The sequence below is a fragment of the Curtobacterium sp. RM9 genome, from assembly GCF_054956955.1.
In genome coordinates, this window is record NZ_CM143271.1 from 1,341,962 (window position 1) to 1,365,727 (window position 23,766).

The window sequence follows — 23,766 nt, forward strand, 5'->3', positions numbered from 1 at the left end:
CATGAGCACGAACCTCGCACTCGTCGATCCCGCCGTCCTCCCGTCGCGGGCTCCTCGCCCCGACCGGCGGCGCCCGGAACTCGTCGAGGTGGCACCGACGAAGGCCCAGCGTCGCGCCCGTCCGCGCATCGCCTACGCGGCGGTCGCGGTGGCCGCGCTCGGCATCCTGCTGCTCGCGCAGCTCGGCATCAGCATGGCGCTGAGCCAGGGGGCGTACACGCTCGACTCCCTCAGTGCCGAGCAGACCAAGCTCTCGCGGACGCAGCAGTCGCTGTCCGAGGACCTCCGCGTCCTCGACTCGCCGCAGAACCTGGCCCGCAACGCGCAGCAGCTCGGCATGATCACGAACTCGACGCCGGTGTACCTCGACCCGAAGACGGGCCGGGTGTACGGCACGCCGACCCCGGCCGTCGCGGACGAGAGCACGGCGAGCACCGCGAACCAGGTCCCGAACGCGCTGCTCGACCAGGTGCCGCTCGCCGCGAAGTCCGGCGACACCGCCGCGAGCAGCGGGTCCGACGCGACCGGCACCACCGACGCGACGAAGAACACCAGCACCAGCACCGGCAGCGGCACGACCACCGACGCTGGGAAGACCGACGGGGCCAGCGCGTCGGCCGGGGCATCCGCGACGCCCGACGTAGAGTCCGACCCGAACCAGCTCCAGGCGCCCACCACCCGGTGACCTGCGGGTCGGAACACCCCTGACGCACCACCGGGAAGGACCGCACCGCGTGACGAAGACGATCCGCAACCGACGACTGCGCTACAGCGTCGTGATGCTCGCCGTGATCGCCCTCGTGGCGGTGTTCGTCGTCCGCCTGGTCGACATCCAGGTGGTCCAGGCCGCGGCGCTCAACGACCAGTCCAAGGAGAAGCGCAGCATCCCGGTGACGATCTACGGCACCCGCGGGTCGATCGTGGACCGCAACGGGGTCGAGCTCGCCGACAGCGTCACGCGCTACAACATCACCACCGCCCCCCGCCTGGTCAAGGGGTTCACCGGCAAGTTCGGCGGTGAACGGCTCAAGAAGGTCTCCGTGAAGGAGGCGCTCGACGCCGTCGCGAAGGCGTCCGGTGGCGACGTCGCCGTGATGCGGAAGAACATCGCGGCGAACCCGGACTCGGACTTCGCGTACCTCGTCAAGGGCCTCGACGTGAAGCACTACGAGGCGGTGCGCGCGCTCGGCATCCCGTGGGTCTACCCGGAGCCGCAGTCCGCCCGGGTCTACCCGACCGGCGCCACGACCGGCGGCCTGACCGGCTTCATGGGCACCGACGGCGCGCAGGCCGGCCTCGAGTACTCCTACAACGAGTGCCTCGCGGGCAAGAACGGCTCGCAGACGTACGAGCGCGGCGAGGACGGCGTGCAACTCCCCGGCAGCACGGTCACGACCGAGCAGGCCAAGGACGGCGGCACGCTCGAGACGACGATCGACAGCGACCTGCAGTACATGACCGCGCAGTCACTCGCGTCCGCCGCGAAGGCGTTGCAGGCCGAGTCCGCGACGGCGACGGTCACCCGGGTGAAGACCGGTGAGCTCCTCGCCGTGGCGGACTGGCCGACGGTGGACCCGAACGACGTCGACGCCACGACCGACAAGGGCGCGTTCGGCTCCCGCGCCCTCACCGCGTCGTACGAGCCCGGGTCGACGATCAAGGCGGCGATCGCGGCGGCGCTCATCGACCAGGGCAAGTCGAGTCCGACCGACCAGGCCGTCGTGCCGTACTCGCGGTCGTTCCCGTGGGGCGGCGTGATCAAGGACGCCGAGTACCACGAGACCGAGCACCTGACGCTCGCCGGCATCCTGCAGAACTCGTCGAACGTCGGCATCACCGAACTCGGCGAGCGGCTGTCCGCCCAGCAGCGGTACGACTACATGAAGAAGTTCGGCCTGTTCCAGCCCGAGTCCGCGATCGACTACCCGGGCCAGCCGTCGATGGACTACGGCAGCACGCCCGGGTGGGAGTCGCAGACGAACATCAACTCGATGTTCGGCCAGGGCATCTCGACGACCGCGGTCCAGGTCGCGGGCATCTTCCAGACCCTCGCGAACGACGGCGTGCGGATCCCGCTGCACTTCGTGAAGGGGTGCAGGACGGCCGACGGCAAGACGATCGACGCGCCCGACGTGCAGCCGACGCGCGTGGTGTCGGCTGCCGCTGCGACCCAGGTCACGGACATGCTCCAGAACGTCGTCAAGGGCGGCACCCTGGCGGGCATGGAACCGATCTCCGGCTACAACGTCGCCGCGAAGACCGGTACGGCCGAGGTCGCCGAGGGTTCGAAGGGCTACGGCAGCCAGCGCATCATCTCGGTGGCCGGAATGGCACCCGCCGAGGACCCCCAGTATGTTGTCACGGTGACGTTCACGAAGCCGCAGACGAACAAGTTCTCGTCCGGTGCGGCTCCGGCGTTCCGCACGATCATGTCCCAGGTGCTCGAGAAGTACCGAGTAACCCCCTCCACGTCGCAGGCGACGCTGTACCCGTCCACGTGGTGAGGAAGAAGGAGCACTTGTCCGCACGGATCCCCCCGGTCCTCCGACCCGAACACCCGACCCCGAGGGCCGTGGCCGAACTCGCGAACGCGTTCGGTCTGCGCGTCGTCGGCTCGGTCGACGCCGTCGAGACGACGGGCGTCACCCTGAGCGCCGCCGAGGTGCAGCCGGGTGACCTCTTCGTCGGGGTGCACGGCGCGAACCGGCACGGTGCGCAGTTCGCCGCCGAGGCCGCCGAGCGCGGTGCGGTGGCGGTGCTGACGGACGCCGAGGGCGTCGCGCTGGCGGAGCCCGCCGGCCTGCCGGTGCTCGTGGTCGACGACCCCCGCGCGGCGCTGGGGGACGTCGCCGCGTGGGTCTACCGCACGCACCCGGACGAGGCCACCGACCTGCCGCAGCTCTTCGCGGTCACCGGCACGAACGGCAAGACGAGCACGTCGTACATCCTCGAGGGCATCCTCAAGCAGCTCGGCCTCGTCGCGGGTCTCAGCTCGACCGCGGAGCGCCACATCGGGTCGCTCAGCGTGACGAGCCGCCTGACCACGCCCGAGGCGAGCGAGATGCACGCGCTCCTGGCCCGCATGCGCGAGAGCGAGGTGCGCGCGGTGGCCGTTGAGGTCAGCGCGCAGGCCCTCAGCCGGCACCGCGTCGACGGCATCGTCTTCGACGTCGCCGGGTTCACGAACCTGTCGCACGACCACCTCGACGACTACGCCGACATGGAGGAGTACTACCACGCGAAGCTCCCGCTGTTCGAGCCCGAGCACGCCCGCCGCGGCGTCGTCTCGCTCGACACGGACTGGGGCCACCGCGTGGTGCAGGACTCCCGCATCCCGGTGACCACCATCACGGTGCACCCCGACGTCGAGGCCGAGTGGCACGTCGACATCGTCGAGGCCCACGCTGCGTACACCGAGTTCCGCCTCACCGGTCCCGAGGGCCGGGAGCTCACCACCCGTGTGCCACTCATCGGCTGGCACATGGCCGCCAACGCGGCGCTCGCCATCGTCATGCTGGTGGAGGGGGGCTTCGAGCTCGGCGCCATCGCGCAGGCGCTCGAGACGGGCCACCGCCACTACGCGGACGAGGACACGCACGGCGAGCACGACGACGACGCGCACCGTGTCAGCGCCATCGAGTGCTACCTGCCCGGTCGCACGGAGCGCGTGTCCGGCGACCGTGGTCCGAGCGTCTACGTCGACTTCGGGCACAGCGCCGACGCGTTCGAGAACACCCTGGCCGCGGTGCGCCAGTTCACGTCCGGCAAGGTCCTCATGCTGTTCGGCGCCGACGGCGACCGCGACACCACCAAGCGCGGCGACATGGCACGCGTGGCAGCGGCCGGTTCGGACATCCTCGTGATCACCGACCACCACCCGCGCTTCGAGGACGCCGCGAGTATCCGGAAGACCCTGGTCGACGCTGCGCGAGAGGCCTACCCCGACCACGAGCTGTACGAAGTGAGCCCGCCGGAGGCCGCGATCCGCAAGGCGGTCGCCCTCGTCGGTGACGGCGACTCGATCCTCTGGGCCGGGCCCGGCCACCAGGACTACCGGGACATCGCCGGCGTCCGCACGCCGTACTCGGCCCGCGACGAGGCGCGACAGGCGCTGCGCGAGGCCGGTTGGGAGCCGAGCACCGGCGCCGCGGAGGAGATCCGATGATCGCCCTGACCCTCGCCGAGATCGCCGCCGCGGTCGGCGGCGAGCTGATCGACGGTGCCCAGGCGACGGACGCCCGTCAGCAGGGGGACGTCGTCGTCGACGGCTCGGTGGAGACCGACTCGCGTCTCGTCCGGCCCGGCAGCGTGTTCTTCGCCCTCCCCGGTGAGGTCACCGACGGCCGCCGGTTCGTGGCCGCCGCGGTCGATGCGGGCGCTGCGCTCGTCGTCACGCCCGAGCGGGTCGACACCACCGCGCCGCAGATCGTCGTGTCCGACGGCTACGCCGCCCTCGCCGCGCTCGCGCACGAGGTCGTCGCCCGTGTCCGGCTCGCGAGCGAGGACCGCCTGGACGAGCACGGCCGCCCGGCACCCCTGCGCGTCGTCGGCATCACCGGCTCGAACGGCAAGACGAGCACGAAGAACATGCTCCGCACGATCCTCGCCACGCAGGGCGAGACCGTCGCGCCCGAGGGCTCGTTCAACAACCACGTCGGCGCACCGATCTCGATGCTCCGCATCACGGACGACACCCGCTTCCTCGTCGTCGAGATGGGCGCGAGCGGCAAGGGCCACATCGCGAAGCTCGTCTCGATCGCCGAGCCGGACGTCGGTGTCGTCCTCAAGGTCGGCCTCGCGCACGCCGGCGAGTTCGGTGGCATCGAGGCGACGCAGCGCGCCAAGTCCGAGATGGTCACCGACCTCCCCGCGAGCGCGACCGCGCTCCTCAACGTCGACGACGACCGCGTCGCGTCGATGCGCGGCCTCACGGCCGCTCAGGTGGTCGGCTTCGGCACGTCGGAGACGGCCGACTACCGCATCACCGGTATCGAGACGGACCGCAGCGGCACCCGCTTCACGCTCACCGCGCCTCCCGTGCGGTCCGCGGACGCGGACGCAGACCGGTCTGGAGGCGCGGAGCAGGCCGACGTCCGGCTCGCGATCCTGGGTGAGCACCACGCGATGAACGCGGCCGCCGCGCTCACCGTCGCCCACCTGTGGGGCGTCCCGCTCGCCACCGGCGCCGAGGCGCTCGCGTCGATGACGCGCGCCGAGCGCTGGCGCATGGAGCTCCTCCAGGGCGGTCCGGAGGGCGTCACCGTGATCAACGACGCGTACAACGCGTCGCCCGACTCCACCGCCGCGGCGCTGCGCACCCTCGCGCAGATCGTGCGCCCGGGGGAGCGCTCCGTCGCCGTGCTCGGCGAGATGGCCGAGCTCGGCGAGTTCTCGACGGAGGAGCACGACCGGATCGGGCGGCTCGTCGTCCGGCTCGGCATCGGACAGCTCGTGGTCGTCGGCCGCGGCGCGATGGCCATCCACCAGGCCGCCACCCTCGAGGGATCGTGGGACGGCGAGTCCGTGTACATCGAGGACGTCGACGACGCCGTCCGCTCCCTCCAGGACATGGTGCGCCCCGGCGACGTCGTCCTGGTCAAGTCCTCGAAGTCCGCCGAACTGCGATTCCTCGGCGACCGCCTCGGAGGTGTCACCGAATGATCGCGCTCCTGATCGCCGGCGCCGTGGCGCTGGTGTTCACACTGCTGCTCACGCCGCTGTTCATCAAGCTGTTCCACCGCCTCGGCTGGGGACAGTTCATCCGCGACGACGGCCCGCAGTCGCACCACACCAAGCGCGGCACCGCGACGATGGGCGGCATCGTCCTCATCATCGGTGCGGTGCTCGGGTACTTCGTCGGGCACCTCGTCGGCGGGGACTCGGTGACGCTGTCCGGCCTGCTCGTGCTCTTCCTCATGGTCGGGCTCGGGTTCGTCGGCTTCATCGACGACTTCCTCAAGGTGCGACGGCAGCGGAGCCTCGGGCTCGGCGGCTGGGCCAAGGTCCTCGGCCAGGTCATCGTCGGCGTGATCTTCGCCACGGTCGCGCTCGTCGTGCCGACCTCGAACGGCAAGCCGCCGGCGTCCACGATGATCTCGGCGATCCGTGACGTGCCGTGGCTCGACTTCATGGCGCTCGGCACGGTCATCGGCACGGTGCTGTTCCTGGCGTGGATCGTGCTGCTCACGGTGTCGACCTCGAACGGCGTGAACGTCGCGGACGGCCTCGACGGGCTCGCGACCGGATCGAGCATCCTCGCGATCGGCTCGTACGTCATCATCGGCTTCTGGCAGTCGAACCAGATCTGCGGCGGCGCCCGACTCGACGAGAGCACCGCGCACGCCTGCTACACCGTGACGAACCCGCTCGACCTCGCGGTCGTGGCGGCGGCCGTGTGCGGCGGCCTGATCGGCTTCCTCTGGTACAACACCTCACCGGCACAGATCTTCCTCGGCGACACCGGCTCGCTCGGGCTCGGCGGGGCGCTGGCGGGTCTCGCGATCCTCAGCCGCACCGAACTGCTGCTGATCCTCATCGGTGGTCTGTTCTTCATCGTCACCGGGTCGGTCATCCTGCAGCGGGCGTACTTCAAGATCACACACGGCAAGCGCATCTTCCGGATGAGCCCGCTGCACCACCACTTCGAGTTGAAGGGGTGGGCCGAGGTGACCGTCGTCGTCCGGTTCTGGATCATCGCGGGGCTCTGCGTCGCGGCCGGTGTCGGGCTCTTCTACCTGGAATGGATCGCCCGTGTCGGCTGACGCCGCCCCCACGCCCGTCAGCCGCCTCGACGGGCTCGACAGCTGGTACGCCGAGGGGTGGAAGGGCCTGCGCGTCGCCGTGCTCGGTCTCGGGTCGACGGGCTTCTCGGTCGCGGACACCCTCGTCGAGCTCGGCAGCGACGTCACGGTCTACGCACCCGACGGCCCGGCCGACACGATCGAGCTGCTCGACGTGATCGGCGCGCGCTTCGAGCGCACCCCGCTCGACGCCGTGCCCGGAGCGCTCGAGGCGCAGGCGCCGGACGTCGTCATCGTGTCGCCCGGCCTGCCGCCGCACAACGCGACCGTGCAGTGGGCCGTGGCGAACAGCACCGTCTGGGGTGACATCGAGCTCGCCTGGCGCGTGCGCGACAAGGTCGTCCGCGGCCCGATCGCCGCGCCCTGGGTGACGATCACCGGGACCAACGGCAAGACCACGACGACGCAGCTCACCACCGCGATGTTCGAGGCGGCCGGGCTGCGCGCGGTGGCCTGCGGCAACATCGGTGTCCCGGTGCTCGACGTGGTCCGCGACCCGGACGGGTTCGACGTCCTCGTCGTCGAGCTGTCGAGTCACCAGCTCCACTACATGCCGACGACCGGGGACGGCGCCGTGGTGCCGCTCGCGAGCGCGTGCCTGAACATCGCGGACGACCACCTCGAGTGGCACGGTTCCGCCGAGGCGTACCGCGCCGCGAAGGCCAAGGTCTACGAGCGCACGGTGATGGCCTGCGTCTACAACACGTCCGACGAGGTCACCCGCCGCATGGTGCAGGACGCCGACGTGGTGGAGGGCTGCCGCGCCGTGGGCTTCACGCCCGGCGTCCCCGCGCCCGGAGACGTGGGCATCGTCGACGACGTGCTGTGCGACCGCGCCTTCACCGAAGACCGCCGGAACAGCGCGTACGAACTCGCGACCGTCGCGGACCTCGAGCAGGCCGGACTCGCGAGTCCGCACATGACGATGAACGTCCTCGCCGCGGCTGCGCTCGCGCGTGCCGCCTCGGTCGAGCCGGCGCACATCCGCACCGCCGTCCAGGGCTTCCGCGCCGACCACCACCGCACCGAGTTCGTGGCGACCGCGGACGGCGTGACCTGGGTCGACGACTCGAAGGCCACGAACCCGCACGCGGCGACGGCGTCGCTCGCGTCGTTCGACACGGTCGTCTGGGTCGTCGGCGGGCAGTTCAAGGGGGTCGACATCGACGCCCTGGTCGCCCGGTTCGGTCCGGACGTCCGCGCCGTCGTGGTGATCGGGACCGACCGGACACCCGTCCTCGAGGCATTCGGGCGACACGCCCCCGGGGTGCCCGTCCTGCAGGTCGAAGCAGCGGACACTGATCAGGTCATGCCCGAGGCGGTCCGGCATGCCGCGTCGGTCGCGAGACCGGGCGACACGGTCCTCCTCGCCCCGGCCGCGGCGTCGTTCGACCAGTTCGACTCCTACTCGGACCGGGGGCGTCGATTCGCGGCGGCGGTCCACGAGCACCTGGGAGGCAGCGCCGATGGCGACGACGGATCTTCCGAGCGGCCGTAGCACCACGAGGACCGCCGGCGGAGCGGCCTCCGGCACGCAGCGCCGCACGCGCGGCGCCGTCGTGGCGGTCAAGAACGTGTTCGTCGCCGAGTCGAGCACGTTCTACACGATCCTCGGCGTGACCCTGTTCCTCGTCGTCTTCGGCGTCGTGATGGTGCTGTCGTCGTCGAGCGTCGAGCAGTACGCCGCGACGCACGACTTCTTCGGGGCCGCCTCGCGGCAGGGCCTCTACGCCGTCCTCGGCGTCCCGCTCATGCTCATCTCGAGCCGCATCCCGGCGCGGTGGTGGCGGAAGTGGGCGATGCGCCTGCTCGGTGCGGCCCTCGTGCTGCAGCTGCTCGTGTTCACCCCGCTCGGCCTCGACGTGCAGGGCAACCGGAACTGGATCGAGCTCGGCTCGTTCACCGCGCAGCCCTCCGAGGTGGTCAAGCTCGGCCTCGCGCTCGGCATCGGCGCGATCATGTACGTCAAGCGGGACAAGCTCGACGACTGGAAAGAGGTCTTCGTCCCGGTCGGCATCGCCTCGGTGCTCGCGCTCGGCTTCGTCGTCCTCGGCGGTGACCAGGGCACCGCGATGATCATGGTGCTGCTCGTGCTCGGCGCGCTGTACGTCGGCGGGGCCCGGGCGAAGCACCTCGCGCTCGGCGTCGTGACGATGCTCGTCGTGCTGCCGTTCGTCACGATGGCATCGGCGTCCAGGCAGGTCCGCATCAACGCGTGGCTCTCCGGCTGCACCGACTCGAACCAGTACCAGGACCTCTGCTGGCAGCCCGTCCACGGCATGTGGGCGCTGGCGTCCGGCGGTGTGTTCGGCGTCGGCCTCGGCAACTCGAAGGCGAAGTGGTCGTGGCTGCCCGAGGCGGACAACGACTACATCTTCGCGATCATCGGCGAGGAGCTCGGGCTGGTCGGCGCGGTCGTCGTCCTCGCCCTGTTCGTCGTGCTCGCGATGAGCATGATCAAGGTGATCCGGAAGTCGGACGACCCCTTCGTGAAGACCACGACGGGCGCGATCCTGGCGTGGATCATCGGGCAGGCGCTCGTCAACATCGCGGTCGTCCTCGGGCTGCTCCCGGTGCTCGGCGTCCCGTTGCCGCTCATCTCCGCAGGTGGGTCGGCGCTCATCATGACGCTCGTCGCGATCGGCGTCGTGCTGTCCTTCGCCCGTGACCTGCCCGGCAAGAACAGCCTGCCGGGCACGCACGGTCGCCCCCACCTCTCGAACGGACCTCTCCGGTGAGCAAGTACCTCTTCGCCGGCGGCGGTACCGCCGGTCACGTCAACCCCCTGCTCGCGGTCGCCGACCGGCTGACCGAGCGGTCCCCGGGGGTCGAGGTCCTCGTCCTCGGCACCGCGGAGGGGCTCGAGTCCCGCCTCGTCCCGATGCGCGGCTACGAGCTGCTCACGATCCCGCGCCTGCCGTTCCCGCGTCGTCTCAACGGCGCCGCGCTCCGCTTCCCGCAGCGCTTCCTGGCCGCGGTGCGGCGCACGGAGCGGCTCATCCGGGAGCACGAGATCGAGGTCGTCCTCGGCGTCGGCGGCTACGCGGCGGCTCCGGCGTACATCGCCGCCAAGCGCACCGGCACGCCGATCGTCGTGCACGAGCAGAACGCCAAGCCCGGTCTGGCGAACCGCCTGGCGGCCTTCCTCACGCAGCACGTCGGCGTGACCTTCTCGAACACGCGGCTCCGGCACGGCCGCGTCGTCGGCATGCCGCTCCGGCGTGAGATCGAGTCGCTCGACCGCCGCGTCGTGCGCGCCGAGGGCCTCGCCGAGTTCGGACTCGACCCGGCCCGTCCGGTCCTCCTCGTGACCGGTGGGTCGTCCGGCGCGCGCAGCATCAACCGCACCGTGAACCGCTCCGCCGCGACGATCGTCGGCGCGGGCTGGCAGGTCCTGCACGTCGTCGGTGAGAAGTCCGACATCGGCCCGAGCGACCTCGACGGCTACCACGTGCTCCGGTACTGCGACCGGATGGACCTGGCGTACGCCGCCGCGGACTTCGTCGTCTCGCGCTCCGGCGCCGGCATGGTCTGCGAGCTCACCGCGGTCGGGCTGCCGAGCGTGCTGGTGCCGTACCCTGTCGGCAACGGCGAGCAGCGCCACAACGCGAAGGACGTCGTCGACGCCGGGGGAGCCGTGCTCGTCGCGGACCAGGAATTCGACCAGGACTGGGTGACGTTCCAGCTCCTGGCGATCCTGCAGGACCGCGCCCGCATCGCGGACATGACGGTCCGAGCCGGCAGCGTCGGCCACCGGGACGGCGCGGACCGGATGACGGACCTCGTCCTCGACGCGGCGAAGCACGCCGCCAGCACCACGGAGGAAGCATGACCATCAAGCCGGACCTGACGCAGCCGATCCCGGAGGACCTCGGCACGGTGCACTTCGTGGGCATCGGTGGTTCGGGCATGAGCGGCATCGCCCGGATGTTCCTCGCCGCCGGGCACCGGGTGTCGGGCAGCGACTCCCGGGAGACCGCGACGACGGGCACCATGCGTGACCTCGGCGCCGACGTGCACATCGGCCACGACGCCGCGAACCTCGGCGACGCGGACACGGTCGTCGTCACGAGCGCCCTCTGGCCGGACAACCCGGAGCTGCTCGAGGCGCAGCGCCGCGGGCTGCCGGTCCTGCACCGCTCGCAGGCCCTCGCCGCCCTGATCGCCGAGCACCGCCTGGTCGCGGTCGCCGGCGCGCACGGCAAGACCACCTCGACGGGGATGATCGTCACCGCCCTCGTCGAGCTCGGGCTCGACCCGAGCTTCGTCAACGGCGGCGTCATCCAGTCGCTCGGCACGAGCTCGTCCCCGGGGTCGAGCGACCTCTTCGTCGTCGAGGCCGACGAGTCCGACGGCTCCTTCCTGCTCTACGACGTCGCCGTGGCCCTCGTCACGAACGTCGACGCCGACCACCTCGACCACTACGGCAGCGAGGAGGCCTTCACCGAGGCCTTCGTCGAGTTCGCAGCGAAGGCGAGCGAGCGCGTCGTCATCTCGAGCGACGACGCCGGCGCGAAGACGGTCACGGCCGGCATCCGTCAGCGCCCTGACGCCCCCGAGGTCGTGACCTTCGGCGAGGCCGTCGACGCCGACGTCCGGATCGAACGGATCACCGAGGCCGCCGGCGTCGAGGTCGACTTCCGCGCCCACGGCGAGACCCACCACCTGACCCTCCGCGTCCCCGGTCGCCACAACGCGGTGAACGCCGTCGGGGCCTTCGCGGTGCTGACGGGCCTCGGTGTCGCCCCGGCCGACGCGATCCGCGGGCTCGAGGCCTTCGGCGGCACGCAGCGGCGGTTCGAGCTGCACGGGGTCGAGCGCGGCGTCTCGGTGTACGACGACTACGCGCACCACCCGACCGAGGTGGCGGCGGCACTCAAGGCGGCGCGCAACGTCGTCGGCGACGGCCGGATCATCGCGATCCACCAGCCGCACCTGTACTCCCGCACCCGCCTGATGGCCGGCGACTTCGCGAAGGTCTACGAGGAGCTCGCGGACCACACCGTCGTGCTCGACGTCTACGGCGCGCGGGAGGACCCGGAGCCCGGCGTCACCGGCGCCCTCGTGCAGGAACGCTTCGTCGACCAGTCCCGCGTCGAGTTCCTGCCCGACTGGGACGAGGCCTCGGCCCGCGCGGCGGCGGTCGCACGCGACGGCGACATCATCATGACCCTGAGCTGCGGCGACGTGTACCGGATCATCCCGCAGGTGCTCGGCGCGCTCCACGACGACGGAGCGACGTCGCGGTGAAGCGGCCCGAGGGGTTCGACGACCGCCCGGCGCAGCCGGACGCGTCCACCGGGGACGCCTCGGCGGCCCGGCAGCGTCGTGACCCGCGCCTGCCCCGGCGCACGCCACGCGGGCCGGTCGACGGCCTGGAGGCGCGGCACGACCCCGCCCCGTCGGACCACGTCGACCAGCCGGTCGGCACCACCGCCGCGCCGCACCCCGACGGGGACACCGCACCCCGCCAGGACGGGGTGCAGCGTCCGCAGCAGGGTGCGGCCGCCAGCCAGCGCGACCGCGCGGGCGCCCTCGCCGGCGCCGCCGGCCGGCGGCTCGGCGCCGGCTGGTCCACGGTGGCCGAGCGCCTCCGCACCTACACGCCGGACGAGGACCACACGTCGGACGACGACCACCGCGCGACGGTGACGGACGTGATCGACGCGCCCCGCTCCTCCAGGACGGAGCACGACCGGACGCAGCACGAACGGACGGAGCACGACGGGACGGAGCACGACGGCGACCGCACCACGCCGATCGGCGCGGGCGTCCGCGCTGCCGAGACGGCGCGCGAAGCGCGGGTCGCGAAGCGGCGCCGCCGACTGCTGGAGCGCGCGGAGGTGCGCCGCTTCACCCGGCGGAGCCGCCACCGCCGCGCCGCCTGGATCACGGCGGCGAGCGTCCTGCTCGTCTTCGGGGTCTCGATCCTCGTCGCGGTGTTCTCCCCGCTGATGGCGCTGCAGACGATCGAGGTCAAGGGCACGAACCGCGTCGACGACGCACAGCTGCGCCAGGCGCTGTCCGACCAGGTGGGCACGCCGCTCGCGCGCCTCGACTTCGACGAGGTCAAGCGGGACATCGCGGGCTTCCCGCTCATCGAGAGCTACGTGACCGAGGAGGTGCCGCCGCACACGCTCGTCGTGACGGTGACCGAGCGCACGCCGGTCGTCGCGGTGCGCTCCGGGAAGTCCTTCGACCTCGTCGACCCCGCCGGGATCGTCGTGCAGTCGTCGCCCACGCAGCCGGCCACCATGCCGGTCGCCGACATCGGCACCGCGAAGCTCGGGTCGCCGGTGTTCCGCACCATGACCGAGGTCGTCCTCGCACTGCCCTCGACCCTGCGCACGCAGGTGACCGGGGTGGCGGCGTCGACGGCCGACGACGTGACGCTCTCGCTCAGGGACGGCTCGACGGTCGTGTGGGGCAACCCGGACGAGTCGGACGCCAAGGCGGCGCTGCTCGCGGCGCTCGTGAAGGACCACGCCGCTCGTGCCCCGGGGACGGCGGTCGAGTACGACGTCAGCGCCCCGGACAACGGGATCGTGCGGGCGAAGCGGTAGGCACCGCGCGAACTCCGCGCGGAATCGCACGACACGCGGCGTGGCGGGGCGACAGCGTGCGGAGCGGCCCCGTAGCGTCGTCGCGAGCACCACATCTACCAGCATTGCCCCTGAACTTCAAGTAGAGGTTGAGGGTTCGACCGGAGGCCCGACTGACGTGACCACGAACCACAACTACCTCGCCGTCATCAAGGTCGTCGGTGTCGGCGGCGGCGGCGTCAACGCCGTGAACCGCATGATCGAGCTCGGCCTCCGCGGCGTCGAGTTCATCGCGATCAACACCGACGCGCAGGCCCTGCTGTTGAGCGACGCCGACGTCAAGCTCGACGTGGGCCGCGAGATCACCCGCGGGCTCGGCGCCGGCGCGGACCCCGAGGTCGGCCGTCGTGCCGCCGAGGACCACGCCGAGGAGATCGAGGAGGCCCTCGCGGGTGCCGACATGGTCTTCGTCACCGCCGGCGAGGGCGGCGGCACCGGCACGGGTGGTGCACCCGTGGTCGCCCGCATCGCCAAGTCCATCGGTGCGCTCACGATCGGTGTCGTCACGAAGCCGTTCAGCTTCGAGGGCAAGCGTCGGCAGTCCCAGGCCGAGAACGGCGTCGCGTCGCTCAAGGACGAGGTCGACACGCTCATCGTCGTGCCGAACGACCGCCTCCTCGAGATCTCGGACCGCGGCATCTCGATGGTCGAGGCCTTCGCGACCGCCGACCAGGTGCTCCTCGCCGGCGTGCAGGGCATCACCGACCTCATCACCACGCCGGGCCTGATCAACCTCGACTTCGCCGACGTGAAGAGCGTCATGCAGGGTGCCGGTTCTGCCCTGATGGGCATCGGCTCGTCCCGCGGGGCGGACCGGGCGATCAAGGCCGCCGAGCTCGCGGTCGCATCGCCGCTGCTCGAGGCCTCGATCGACGGCGCGCACGGCGTGCTGCTCTCGATCCAGGGCGGGTCGAACCTCGGCATCTTCGAGATCAACGACGCCGCGCGTCTGGTGCAGGAGGCCGTGCACCCCGAGGCGAACATCATCTTCGGTGCCGTGATCGACGACACCCTCGGCGACGAGGTCCGCGTGACCGTCATCGCCGCGGGCTTCGACGGTGGCGAGCCGCAGCAGCAGCAGAAGGAGCGTCGCTCCAGCTACGTCGACCCGGACGCCGGCGCGACCGTCCCGGTCACCGGCTCGACGTCGCACGACGAGGCGCCCTCGACGCCCTCCTGGGCGTCGCAGCAGCACGAGGCGCCGGCGCAGCGCGCCGCCGACCCGGCGTTCGACGACGACGACGACGAGCTCGACGTCCCCGACTTCCTGAAGTAACCCGACCCGTGGCAGCTGATGCGCGCCTCCAGACCGCTGCGTCCCCGGACGACGGACTGGAGGCGCGTCTCGCGTCCGTCCGCAGCGGCATCGCCGATGCGGCGCGGGTCGCAGGACGGTCCGACGACGAGCTGACGCTCGTCGTCGTCACGAAGTACCACCCGGCGTCGCTCGTCCGCGAGCTCGCCGCCCTCGGCGTCACCGACGTGGGAGAGAACCGGCACCAGGAGGCGCAGGCCAAGGCGACCGAGCTCGCCGACCTCGATCTGACCTGGCACTTCGTCGGGCAGCTCCAGTCGAAGAAGGCCCGGCAGGTGCGCCGGTACGCGCACGTCGTGCAGTCCCTCGACCGGGACTCCGTCGTCGACGCGTTCGCGCCGAACGAGGCCGAGCCGGAGCCGCCCGTGATCGACGGGTTCGTGCAGGTGAACCTCACCGACGACCCGGGTCGTGGCGGCGTCGCCGAGGGGGACGTCGAGGCGATGGTCGAGCGCGTGCTCCGCACCGGGACGATCCGGCTGCGCGGTGTCATGGCCGTGGCGCCGCTGGACGAGGAGCCCCGTCGTGCGTTCGCGCGGCTCCGCACGATCTCCGACCGCGTGGTGTCCCTCGAGCCCGCTGCGACCGACGTGTCGGCGGGCATGAGCGGCGACTACCCCGAGGCGATCGCGGAGGGCGCGACACACCTCAGGATCGGGACCGCAATCACCGGAGAACGGCCGGTCTCGCCCTAGCCTCGTCCCAAGGGCATCCACGAGCACGAACTCCGGAGGAACCATGGCCAACCCGCTCAAGAAGACGATGGTCTACCTCGGCCTCGCCGACGAGGAACTCGAGTACGAGGACGAGCAGCCCCAGCAGCCCGCTCGCCAGCACTCGGCACCCGCGGCGACCCCGGCGGCAGCGCCGGCACCGGTCGCGCACGAGGCCCCCGCCCCCGCGGCGGCTCCGGTGCAGCCGGCTCCCGTGGAGACGAAGACGCACACCCACCAGCGCGGCGCCCAGGTCACCCCGCTCCGCCGCTCGCACACGACCGCACAGAAGGCGACCCCGGTCCAGGAAATGAACGAGATCCTCACCGTCCACCCGCGCGAGTACAAGGACGCCCAGTCCATCGCCGAGAGCTTCCGCGACGGCATCCCCGTCATCATCAACCTCACGCAGATGACCGAGGGCGACGCGCGGCGCATGATCGACTTCGCGTCCGGCCTGTCGCTCGGCCTGTACGGCAAGATCGAGCGCGTCACCAACAAGGTGTTCCTGCTGTCGCCGGCACACGTCGCCGTGAGCGGTGAGGCGCCTGAGGTAGAGTCCGACATCGAGGCGTCCTTCTTCGCCCAGTCCTGAGCCTGACCGCCCCGCGTCCGACGTCCCGGTGACGTCGGTCCACCCGAGCCGAGCGAGCCCATCGTGTCCGCGATCTTCTGGATCCTCTACCTCCTGACGCTGCTCTACTTCTTCGTGATGTGGGGTCGGTTCGCGCTCGACATCGTGCAGTCGTACAACCGGTCCTGGCGTCCGCGTGGCGGGCTCCTGGTGACGTCCGAGGTGGTCTACACCGTCACGGACCCGCCGATCCGCGCGATCCGCCGCGTCCTCCCGCCGCTGCGGATGGGACCGGTCGCGCTCGACTTCGGGTGGACGATCGTGATGCTCGGGGTCATCATCCTGATGCAGGTCTTCCGCTGGCTCGTGGTCGTCGCCTGACGGCCGCTCCAGCCGCAACACGCGCCACGCCCAGTGCGAGGTCACGGTTCCTGGCCCTCGTCGGTGTACGGTGGTCGGGATCGATGCCCGCTCCGGTGAGGCATCCGCACCGCACGGCGTGACTGGTACATTCGGTCGCGACGCAAGTGGTTCCACACGTTCAGCAGTTCTATTGAGGTGACGGCAATGGCTTTGACGCCGGAAGACGTAGTCAACAAGCGGTTCCAGCCGACGAAGTTCCGCGAGGGCTACGACCAGGACGAGGTCGACGACTTCCTCGACGAGGTCGTGGTCGAGCTGCGTCGTCTCACGGCTGAGAACGACGAGCTCCGCCAGCGCCTGCAGGCGGCCGAGTCGGCCCCGGCGCCGTCGCTCGAGAAGTCCGAGGAGCCCGCTCCGGCTCCCGAGGCCACTCCGGAGCCCGCGCCCGTCGCAGCCGCACCGGAGCCCGCTCCGGTCGCCGCAGCCGCGCCGGCCACCACGGTCCCGGCCGACGAGGACACCGAGGGCACCACCAACCTCCTCACGCTCGCCCGTCGTCTCCACGAGGAGCACGTCCGCGAGGGCATCGAGAAGCGCGACGCGCTCATCGCCGAGGGCACCGCGCAGGCCGCCCGCCTGGTCTCCGAGGCCGAGGCGAAGCAGCGCCAGATCATCGCCGACACCGAGAACGCCAACCGTCAGCGTGTCGCGGTGATCGAGCAGGAGCAGCGCCAGCTCGAGGGCAAGATCGACGAGCTCCGGACCTTCGAGCGCGACTACCGTGCGCAGCTCAAGAGCTACATCCAGAGCCAGCTCGCCGAGCTCGACGGCTCGGGCTCCGAGCAGTCCGGGCTCGCCCCGGCGCCGGCCTCGGCGCAGGGCTTCGGCAACTGACGTTGTCGCGACCAGCATCACGAGCGAAGGTCAGTGTCCGCGCGATCGCGGCACTGGCCTTCGCCGCTGTCGTCGTGGTGGCGCTCGACCAGGGCGTGAAGGCGCTGGTCGTCGCGAACCTGCCCTACGGCACACCCGTCGCCGTCCTCGGCAACGCACTGCAGCTGCTGTACGTGCGGAACCCCGGGGCGGCGTTCTCGTTCGCCGTGAACATGACGTGGGTCTTCTCCGTCGTCTCGACCGCGGTCGTCGTGGGGATCATCGTGTTCGCCCGTCGGATCCGTTCGATGTGGTGGGCGATCGTGCTCGGCATGCTGCTCGGTGGCGCGCTCGGCAACCTGCTCGATCGGCTCTTCCGTGAGCCCGGCTTCGGCCGCGGGCACGTGGTCGACTTCATCTCGACGCCGTGGATGATGCCCGCGATCTACAACATCGCGGACGCGTTCATCTGCGTCAGCATGGTGGTCTTCGTCCTGCTCGTGATCCTCGGGGTGAACCTGGACGGCTCGCGGGGGACCTCGGACGAGCGGCAGCGTGCGACGACCCAGGAGCCGCTCGACGCCGGAGCGGCCTTCGCCGCACCCGCCGCCGACGGTGCCGACGGCCGGACGGCGCGCGACGGCCACACGACCCGGGACGGCCGCGAGACCCTCGGGCACGACGCGACGTGAGCGAGCAGCGGTCCCTGCCCGTCCCGGACGGGCTCGCCGGTGAGCGTGTCGACGCCGCCATCGCCAAGCTCCTCGGCTTCAGCCGCTCCTTCGCGGCCGATGTGGTCGCCACCGGTGGCGTGCGTGTCGACGGCGTCGTCGCCGAGAAGTCCGACCGCCTGCACGGCGACGCCTGGCTCGAGGTGGAGTGGACGCCGAAGGAGGCGCCCCGGATCGTGCCGGCTGCCGTCCCCGGCATGACGATCGTGCACGAGGACGACGACATCGTCGTCGTCGACAAGCCCGTCGGGGTCGCCGCGCACCCGTCGCCCGGCTGGGACGGTCCGACGGTGCCCGGCGGACTCGCTGCGGCTGGCTTCACCATCGCGACCTCCGGTGCGGCCGAGCGTGCGGGCATCGTGCACCGGCTCGACGTCGGGACGTCCGGACTCATGGTCGTCGCCAAGACCGAGCTGGCGTACACGCACCTCAAGCGTGCCTTCAAGGAGCGCACGGTCGACAAGGTCTACCACGCACTCGCGCAGGGGCACCCCGACCCGACCTCGGGCACGATCGACGCGCCCATCGGCCGGCACCCGTCGAGCGACTGGAAGTTCGCGGTCACCGCGGACGGCAAGCCGAGTGTCACGCACTACGAGACGCTCGAGGCCTTCCGGTCGGCGACGCTGCTCGAGGTGCACCTCGAGACCGGCCGGACCCACCAGATCCGGGTGCACATGGCGGCGACGCGGCACCCGCTCGTGGGCGACACCACGTACGGCGCGGACCCCGTGCTGGCGGGGGAGCTGGGGCTGACCCGCCAGTGGCTCGACGCCGTCCGGCTGGGGTTCGAGCACCCGCGGACCGGGCAGTGGGTGCAGTACGAGGCGCACTATCCGGAGGACCTCCGGATCGCGCTCGACCGCATCCGCGACGCGTCCGCCTGACGTACGGCGCGCTGCGGCTGGCTGCGGCGCGCGCCGTCGGCGCGCGCCGAGCGTGCCAGATCCGTCACACTCGGCGGCTTCGGCCGACGAACTCCGCCCTCCCGTCGAGACGCGCGCGGCATGTCGTGCGCACTCGGCGGGACCTTCGCCGCTCGGCTGCAGGAGCGTGCGCCGCTCGGCGAGCGGGCAGTTTCCGTCACGCTCGGCGCTGCCCGGCACCGTCTTCCGCCCGCTCGGCGGCACGTACGCGGCGTGTCCTGCCCGCTCGGCGGGACGCGCGCGGCGTGTCCCGCCCGCCCGCTGTGGGCGGTGAGCGGGGCTGACCGCCGGACGGGAGGCGCGGGGCGGCGGTGCTGCGCGCCTCCCGTCCGCCGTCCGGTCGCGTCCACCGCACCCGACACGCCCGTCCGTGTCGGCCACCGCGGTTAGGCTGTTCCCACCCCGCAGCTCGATCGAACCGGAGGCATGCGTGTCGGACACCGACTCCTTCGTCCACCTGCACGTGCACAGCGAGTACTCGATGCTCGACGGCGCCGCGCGACTGGGCGACCTGGTCGCCGAGACGGCGGCGCAGGGCATGCCCGCGGTCGCGGTCACCGACCACGGCAACATGTTCGGGGCGTTCGAGTTCTGGAAGGCCGCGAAGGCCGGCGGGGTGAAGCCGATCATCGGCACCGAGGCGTACATCACGCCCCGCACCCACCGCACCGACAAGACCCGCGTGCGCTGGGGCGACGGCGGCGGGGACGACGTGTCGGGCTCGGGTGCGTACACGCACATGACGATGTTCGCCGAGAACACCACGGGCATGCACAACCTGTTCCGGCTGTCCAGCCGTGCGTCCATCGAGGGGTACTACTTCAAGCCCCGCATGGACATCGAACTGCTCGAGCAGTACCACGAGGGCATCATCGCGACGACGGGTTGCCCCTCGGGCGAGATCCAGACGCGCCTGCGTCTCGGCCAGTACGCCGAGGCCCGGCAGGCGGCGGCGGACTACCGCGACATCTTCGGCAAGGAGAACTACTTCGCCGAGGTCATGGACCACGGCCTCGAGATCGAGCGTCGGATCATGAGCGACCTCATCCGGCTCGCGAAGGACCTCGACATCCCGCTGGTCGGCACGAACGACCTGCACTACACGCACTCGCACGACGCCAAGTCGCACGCCGCCCTGCTCTGCGTGCAGTCCGGCTCGACGCTGAACGACCCGAACCGGTTCAAGTTCGACGCCGACGAGTTCTACCTGAAGACGCCGCAGCAGATGCGGCACCTGTTCCGCGACAACCCCGAGGCCTGCGACAACACGCTGCTCATCGCGGAGCGGTGCAACGTCGAGTTCGACACCGCGGCGAACTACATGCCGAAGTTCCCGGTGCCGGACGGCGAGACCGAGCACTCCTGGTTCGAGAAGGAGGTCGCCGCCGGCCTGCGGTACCGCTACCCGGACGGCATCTCGAAGGAGGTCCAGGACCGCGCCGACTACGAGGTCGGGATCATCAACCAGATGGGCTTCCCGGGGTACTTCCTCGTCGTCGCCGACTTCATCAACTGGTCGAAGAACAACGGCATCCGCGTCGGACCGGGCCGTGGCTCCGGCGCCGGCTCGATGGTGGCCTACGCGATGCGGATCACCGACCTCGACCCGATCCGGCACGGCCTGATCTTCGAGCGCTTCCTCAACCCGGACCGCGTCTCGATGCCCGACTTCGACGTCGACTTCGACGACCGGCGCCGCGGTGAGGCGATCAAGTACGTCACCGAGAAGTACGGGTCGGAGCGCGTCGCGCAGATCGTGACCTACGGCACCATCAAGGCGAAGCAGGCGCTGAAGGACTCCTCGCGCGTCCTCGGCTTCCCGTTCGGCATGGGCGAGAAGCTCACCAAGGCCATGCCGCCGCCCGTGATGGGCAAGGACATCCCGCTCACCGGGATCTTCGACAAGGAACACCCGCGCTTCAAGGAGGCCGTCGACGTCCGCACGGTCGTCGAGACCGACCCCGAGGCGAAGACGGTGTTCGACACCGCGCTCGGCCTCGAGGGCCTGAAGCGGCAGTGGGGCGTGCACGCCGCCGGTGTGATCATGTCGAGCGACCCGCTCATCGACATCATCCCGGTGATGAAGCGTGAGCAGGACGGCCAGATCGTCACGCAGTTCGACTACCCGGCAGCGGAGTCGCTCGGCCTGATCAAGATGGACTTCCTGGGGCTCCGCAACCTCACGATCATCAGTGACGCCCTCGACAACATCAAGGCGAACCGCGGGATCGAGCTCGACCTCGAGAACATGGGCCTCGAGGACGACGAGGCCTACAAGCTCCTGCAGCGCGGCGACACCCTCGGCGTGTTCCAGCTCGACGGCGGCCCGATGCGCGGACTGCTGCGCCTGATGAAGCCGGACAACTTCGAGGACATCTCCGCGCTCATCGCCCTGTACCGCCCGGGGCCGATGGGTGCGAACTCGCACACGAACTACGCGCTCCGGAAGAACGGCGAGCAGCCGATCACCCCGATCCACCCGGAGCTCGCCGAGCCCCTGCAGGACATCATCGGCACGACCTACGGCCTGATCATCTACCAGGAGCAGGTCATGGCCATCGCGCAGAAGGTCGCGGGCTTCTCGCTCGGCCAGGCGGACATCCTCCGTCGCGCGATGGGCAAGAAGAAGAAGTCCGAGCTCGACAAGCAGTACGCGGGCTTCGAGAAGGGCATGCAGGACAACGGCTACTCGGCCGCCGCGATCAAGACCCTGTGGGACATCCTGCTGCCGTTCTCCGACTACGCGTTCAACAAGGCGCACTCGGCGGCCTACGGCGTGGTGTCGTTCTGGACGGCGTACCTCAAGGCGCACTTCCCGGCCGAGTACATGGCGGCGCTCCTGACGAGTGTCGGTGACGCCCGCGACAAGCTCGCGCTGTACCTCAACGAGTGCCGTCGGATGGGCATCAAGGTCATGCCCCCGGACGTCAACGAGTCGATCGGCTTCTTCGCGGCCGTCGGCGACGACATCCGCTTCGGCATGGGTGCGATCCGCAACGTCGGTTTCAACGTCGTCGACGACATCGTGCAGGCCCGCACCCAGAAGGGTGCGTTCGAGTCCTTCCACGACTTCCTCCGCAAGATCCCGATCTCGTCCGCGAACAAGCGGACCGTCGAGTCGCTCATCAAGGCCGGTGCCTTCGACGAGTTCGGCGACTCCCGCCGTGCGCTCGTCGAGATCCACGAGGGTGCGGTCGAGTCCGCGGTGAAGGTGAAGCGTGACGAGGCCAACGGCAACGTCGGGTTCGACTTCGACTCGCTGTTCGCCGAGGTCGCCGAGGAACAGCCCGCGGCCGCCCCGGTGTCCCAGGTGCCGGACCGACCGGAGTGGGCCAAGCGCGACAAGCTCGCCTTCGAGCGGGACATGCTCGGTCTCTACGTGTCCGACCACCCGCTCGCCGGACTCGAGATCGAGCTCGCGAAGCACCAGTCGATCACCATCGCCGACCTCATCGCCGCCGACGACTCGGTCGAGGGCGAGACGGTCACGGTCGCGGGGCTGCTCACGAGCGTGCAGCACCGCGTCGCGAAGTCGAGCGGCAACCCGTACGGCATCGTGCAGATCGAGGACTTCGGCGGCGAGATCGGCGTCATGTTCCTCGGCAAGACGTACCAGGAGTTCGGGCCGTCCCTCGTGGCGGACTCGATCGTGGTCCTGCGTGGTCGGGTGAACGTGCGCGACGACGGCAAGGCCCTGCACGCGGTGAGCATGTTCCAGCCGAACGTCGGCGATGCGATGGGCTCCGGTCCGCTCACGCTCTCGGTGCCGGAGCGGCAGGCCACCACCGAGACCGTGACCGAGCTCGCGGCGGTCCTCGGCCGGCACAGCGGTGCGACCGAGGTGCGGCTGCGGTTGCTGAAGGACGACGTGGCCCGGACGTTCGAGCTGCCGTTCCCGGTGAGCCTGACGCCGGACCTGTTCGGCGAGCTGAAGAGCCTGCTCGGGCCACGCTGCCTGGTGTGACCGGCGCGTCGGCCCGAGTCCGAACGCCCGGGGCCGACGTGCTCCGGGCGTTCGGCGCCTCCGGCCCGCTCGTCCGGCTCGCCGGCGGCCGCGGGCTGACCTGGCGATCGGGCGACGTCGTCCTCCGCCCCCACGACGGCGCCGCCGAGACGGACTGGCGCGCGGGCGTCCTGGAGCGGTTGCCGCACTCCGGTGCCGTCCGCACGCCTCGGCCCGTCCGGGCCGTCGACGGCTCGTGGCGCGCGGGGGAGTGGGAGGCCTGGCGATGGGTGCCCGGGCAGGCGGCCGAGACGCGGGTCGAGGACGTGCTGCTGGCCGGGGAGGCGTTCCACCGAGCCGTCGCCGGCCTCGACCATCCGGCGTTCCTCGACCGCAAGCAGGACCCCTGGAGCCGCGCCGACCGCGCGGTGTGGGGCGCGGCGGCCCTCCCCGCCGACCCGACCCTCGACCGGCTCCGTGGGGCGTTCCGCCCGGTCCGTGCGCCGTCCCAGCTCGTGCACGGCGACCTGCTCGGCAACGTGCTGTTCGCCGAGGGGCGCGCGCCGACGGTCATCGACTGGGCGCCGTACTGGCGGCCGGTCGGGTACGCCGCAGCGATCGCGGCGGTCGACGCCGTGTGCTGGCACGGGGTGCCGCTCGACCGGCTCGCCACGCTCGGCGCGGGCGTGGACGGGTGGGCGCAGTTCCTCGTGCGGGCGCTCGCCTTCCGCATCGGGACGCTGCACCTGCTCGGAGCGTGGGACGAGGCTGCGATGCGTCGCCACGAGCCGGTCGTCGACGCGCTCGTCTGACGGGAGGCGCGGTGCGGGTGCGCGACGGACCGCACCCCTCCTGCACCGCGCGTCCACCACGAGGTCGCCTCCACAGACCCGCTCACGGCAGCGGGGCCGTCAGCGGGCGTCGGT

Annotated in this window: 19 protein-coding genes; all 19 read left to right on the forward strand. The window is 71.1% G+C overall.

The window, feature by feature from the left end:
• Nucleotide 1 precedes the first annotated feature (1 nt).
• The 19 genes from ftsL (at nucleotide 2) to ACY3FI_RS06420 (ending at nucleotide 23,652) form a co-directional block, all read left to right on the forward strand.
• The gene (gene ftsL, locus ACY3FI_RS06330; RefSeq protein WP_462549935.1) at nucleotides 2–685 is read left to right on the forward strand and encodes a cell division protein FtsL; all 684 of its coding nucleotides are present in this window, start codon (nucleotides 2–4) and stop codon (nucleotides 683–685) included.
• A 49-nt stretch (nucleotides 686–734) separates the two neighbouring features.
• Nucleotides 735–2,504 carry a peptidoglycan D,D-transpeptidase FtsI family protein gene (locus tag ACY3FI_RS06335; protein WP_462549936.1) on the forward strand — a complete coding sequence of 590 codons (1,770 nt, stop codon included), beginning with the start codon at nucleotides 735–737 and terminating at the stop codon, nucleotides 2,502–2,504.
• A gap of 14 nt (nucleotides 2,505–2,518) precedes the next feature.
• Nucleotides 2,519–4,165 carry a Mur ligase family protein gene (locus ACY3FI_RS06340; protein WP_462549937.1) on the forward strand — a complete coding sequence of 549 codons (1,647 nt, stop codon included), beginning with the start codon at nucleotides 2,519–2,521 and terminating at the stop codon, nucleotides 4,163–4,165.
• Entirely contained in the window at nucleotides 4,162–5,661 is a 1,500-nt protein-coding gene (locus ACY3FI_RS06345) for a UDP-N-acetylmuramoyl-tripeptide--D-alanyl-D-alanine ligase (protein WP_462549938.1), read from the forward strand. The genes ACY3FI_RS06340 and ACY3FI_RS06345 overlap by 4 nt, the downstream gene beginning before the upstream one ends.
• Nucleotides 5,658–6,761 carry a phospho-N-acetylmuramoyl-pentapeptide-transferase gene (gene mraY, locus ACY3FI_RS06350; RefSeq protein ID WP_462549939.1) on the forward strand — a complete coding sequence of 368 codons (1,104 nt, stop codon included), beginning with the start codon at nucleotides 5,658–5,660 and terminating at the stop codon, nucleotides 6,759–6,761. The genes ACY3FI_RS06345 and mraY overlap by 4 nt, the downstream gene beginning before the upstream one ends.
• Nucleotides 6,751–8,298, forward strand: coding sequence for a UDP-N-acetylmuramoyl-L-alanine--D-glutamate ligase (gene murD / locus ACY3FI_RS06355; RefSeq protein ID WP_462549940.1), 1,548 nt, complete (start codon nucleotides 6,751–6,753; stop codon nucleotides 8,296–8,298). The genes mraY and murD overlap by 11 nt, the downstream gene beginning before the upstream one ends.
• Nucleotides 8,267–9,538: a putative lipid II flippase FtsW gene (gene ftsW, locus ACY3FI_RS06360; RefSeq protein ID WP_462549941.1), complete on the forward strand. Its 1,272-nt coding sequence runs from the start codon at nucleotides 8,267–8,269 to the stop codon at nucleotides 9,536–9,538. The genes murD and ftsW overlap by 32 nt, the downstream gene beginning before the upstream one ends.
• A complete protein-coding gene (gene murG, locus ACY3FI_RS06365; RefSeq protein WP_462549942.1) occupies nucleotides 9,535–10,632 on the forward strand; it encodes an undecaprenyldiphospho-muramoylpentapeptide beta-N-acetylglucosaminyltransferase in 1,098 nt (365 codons plus the stop codon). Before ftsW ends, murG begins: the two co-directional genes overlap by 4 nt.
• Entirely contained in the window at nucleotides 10,629–12,050 is a 1,422-nt protein-coding gene (murC, locus tag ACY3FI_RS06370) for a UDP-N-acetylmuramate--L-alanine ligase (protein WP_462549943.1), read from the forward strand. Before murG ends, murC begins: the two co-directional genes overlap by 4 nt.
• Nucleotides 12,047–13,363 (forward strand): cell division protein FtsQ/DivIB, encoded by a 1,317-nt coding sequence (locus ACY3FI_RS06375; RefSeq protein WP_462549944.1) that lies wholly within the window; start codon nucleotides 12,047–12,049, stop codon nucleotides 13,361–13,363. The genes murC and ACY3FI_RS06375 overlap by 4 nt, the downstream gene beginning before the upstream one ends.
• A gap of 157 nt (nucleotides 13,364–13,520) precedes the next feature.
• Entirely contained in the window at nucleotides 13,521–14,678 is a 1,158-nt protein-coding gene (gene ftsZ / locus ACY3FI_RS06380; protein ID WP_462549945.1) for a cell division protein FtsZ, read from the forward strand.
• Nucleotides 14,679–14,686: 8 nt separating this feature from the next.
• Entirely contained in the window at nucleotides 14,687–15,412 is a 726-nt protein-coding gene (locus ACY3FI_RS06385) for a YggS family pyridoxal phosphate-dependent enzyme (protein ID WP_462549946.1), read from the forward strand.
• A gap of 43 nt (nucleotides 15,413–15,455) precedes the next feature.
• Nucleotides 15,456–16,025, forward strand: coding sequence for a cell division protein SepF (locus ACY3FI_RS06390; RefSeq protein WP_462549947.1), 570 nt, complete (start codon nucleotides 15,456–15,458; stop codon nucleotides 16,023–16,025).
• Nucleotides 16,026–16,088: 63 nt separating this feature from the next.
• Entirely contained in the window at nucleotides 16,089–16,385 is a 297-nt protein-coding gene (locus tag ACY3FI_RS06395; RefSeq protein ID WP_462549948.1) for a YggT family protein, read from the forward strand.
• A gap of 186 nt (nucleotides 16,386–16,571) precedes the next feature.
• Nucleotides 16,572–17,261 (forward strand): DivIVA domain-containing protein, encoded by a 690-nt coding sequence (locus ACY3FI_RS06400; protein ID WP_462549949.1) that lies wholly within the window; start codon nucleotides 16,572–16,574, stop codon nucleotides 17,259–17,261.
• Between the two features lie 2 nt (nucleotides 17,262–17,263).
• Complete coding sequence (gene lspA, locus ACY3FI_RS06405; RefSeq protein ID WP_462549950.1) at nucleotides 17,264–17,932, forward strand: signal peptidase II; 669 nt, start codon at nucleotides 17,264–17,266, stop codon at nucleotides 17,930–17,932.
• Complete coding sequence (locus ACY3FI_RS06410; protein WP_462549951.1) at nucleotides 17,929–18,858, forward strand: RluA family pseudouridine synthase; 930 nt, start codon at nucleotides 17,929–17,931, stop codon at nucleotides 18,856–18,858. Before lspA ends, ACY3FI_RS06410 begins: the two co-directional genes overlap by 4 nt.
• Before the next feature lie 520 nt (nucleotides 18,859–19,378).
• On the forward strand, nucleotides 19,379–22,861 hold the full coding sequence (dnaE, locus tag ACY3FI_RS06415) for a DNA polymerase III subunit alpha (protein WP_462550320.1): 3,483 nt from the start codon (nucleotides 19,379–19,381) through the stop codon (nucleotides 22,859–22,861).
• Complete coding sequence (locus ACY3FI_RS06420) at nucleotides 22,858–23,652, forward strand: hypothetical protein (RefSeq protein WP_462549952.1); 795 nt, start codon at nucleotides 22,858–22,860, stop codon at nucleotides 23,650–23,652. The genes dnaE and ACY3FI_RS06420 overlap by 4 nt, the downstream gene beginning before the upstream one ends.
• Nucleotides 23,653–23,766: the final 114 nt, after the last annotated feature.

Coding starts and splice junctions, on each gene's coding strand:
- ftsL (WP_462549935.1), top strand. CDS start 2: ATGAGCACGAACCTCGCACTCGTCGATCCCGCCGTCCTCCCGTCGCGG.
- ACY3FI_RS06345 (WP_462549938.1), top strand. CDS start 4,162: ATGATCGCCCTGACCCTCGCCGAGATCGCCGCCGCGGTCGGCGGCGAG.
- mraY (WP_462549939.1), top strand. CDS start 5,658: ATGATCGCGCTCCTGATCGCCGGCGCCGTGGCGCTGGTGTTCACACTG.
- ftsW (WP_462549941.1), top strand. CDS start 8,267: ATGGCGACGACGGATCTTCCGAGCGGCCGTAGCACCACGAGGACCGCC.
- murC (WP_462549943.1), top strand. CDS start 10,629: ATGACCATCAAGCCGGACCTGACGCAGCCGATCCCGGAGGACCTCGGC.
- ACY3FI_RS06390 (WP_462549947.1), top strand. CDS start 15,456: ATGGCCAACCCGCTCAAGAAGACGATGGTCTACCTCGGCCTCGCCGAC.
- ACY3FI_RS06400 (WP_462549949.1), top strand. CDS start 16,572: ATGGCTTTGACGCCGGAAGACGTAGTCAACAAGCGGTTCCAGCCGACG.
- dnaE (WP_462550320.1), top strand. CDS start 19,379: ATGCTCGACGGCGCCGCGCGACTGGGCGACCTGGTCGCCGAGACGGCG.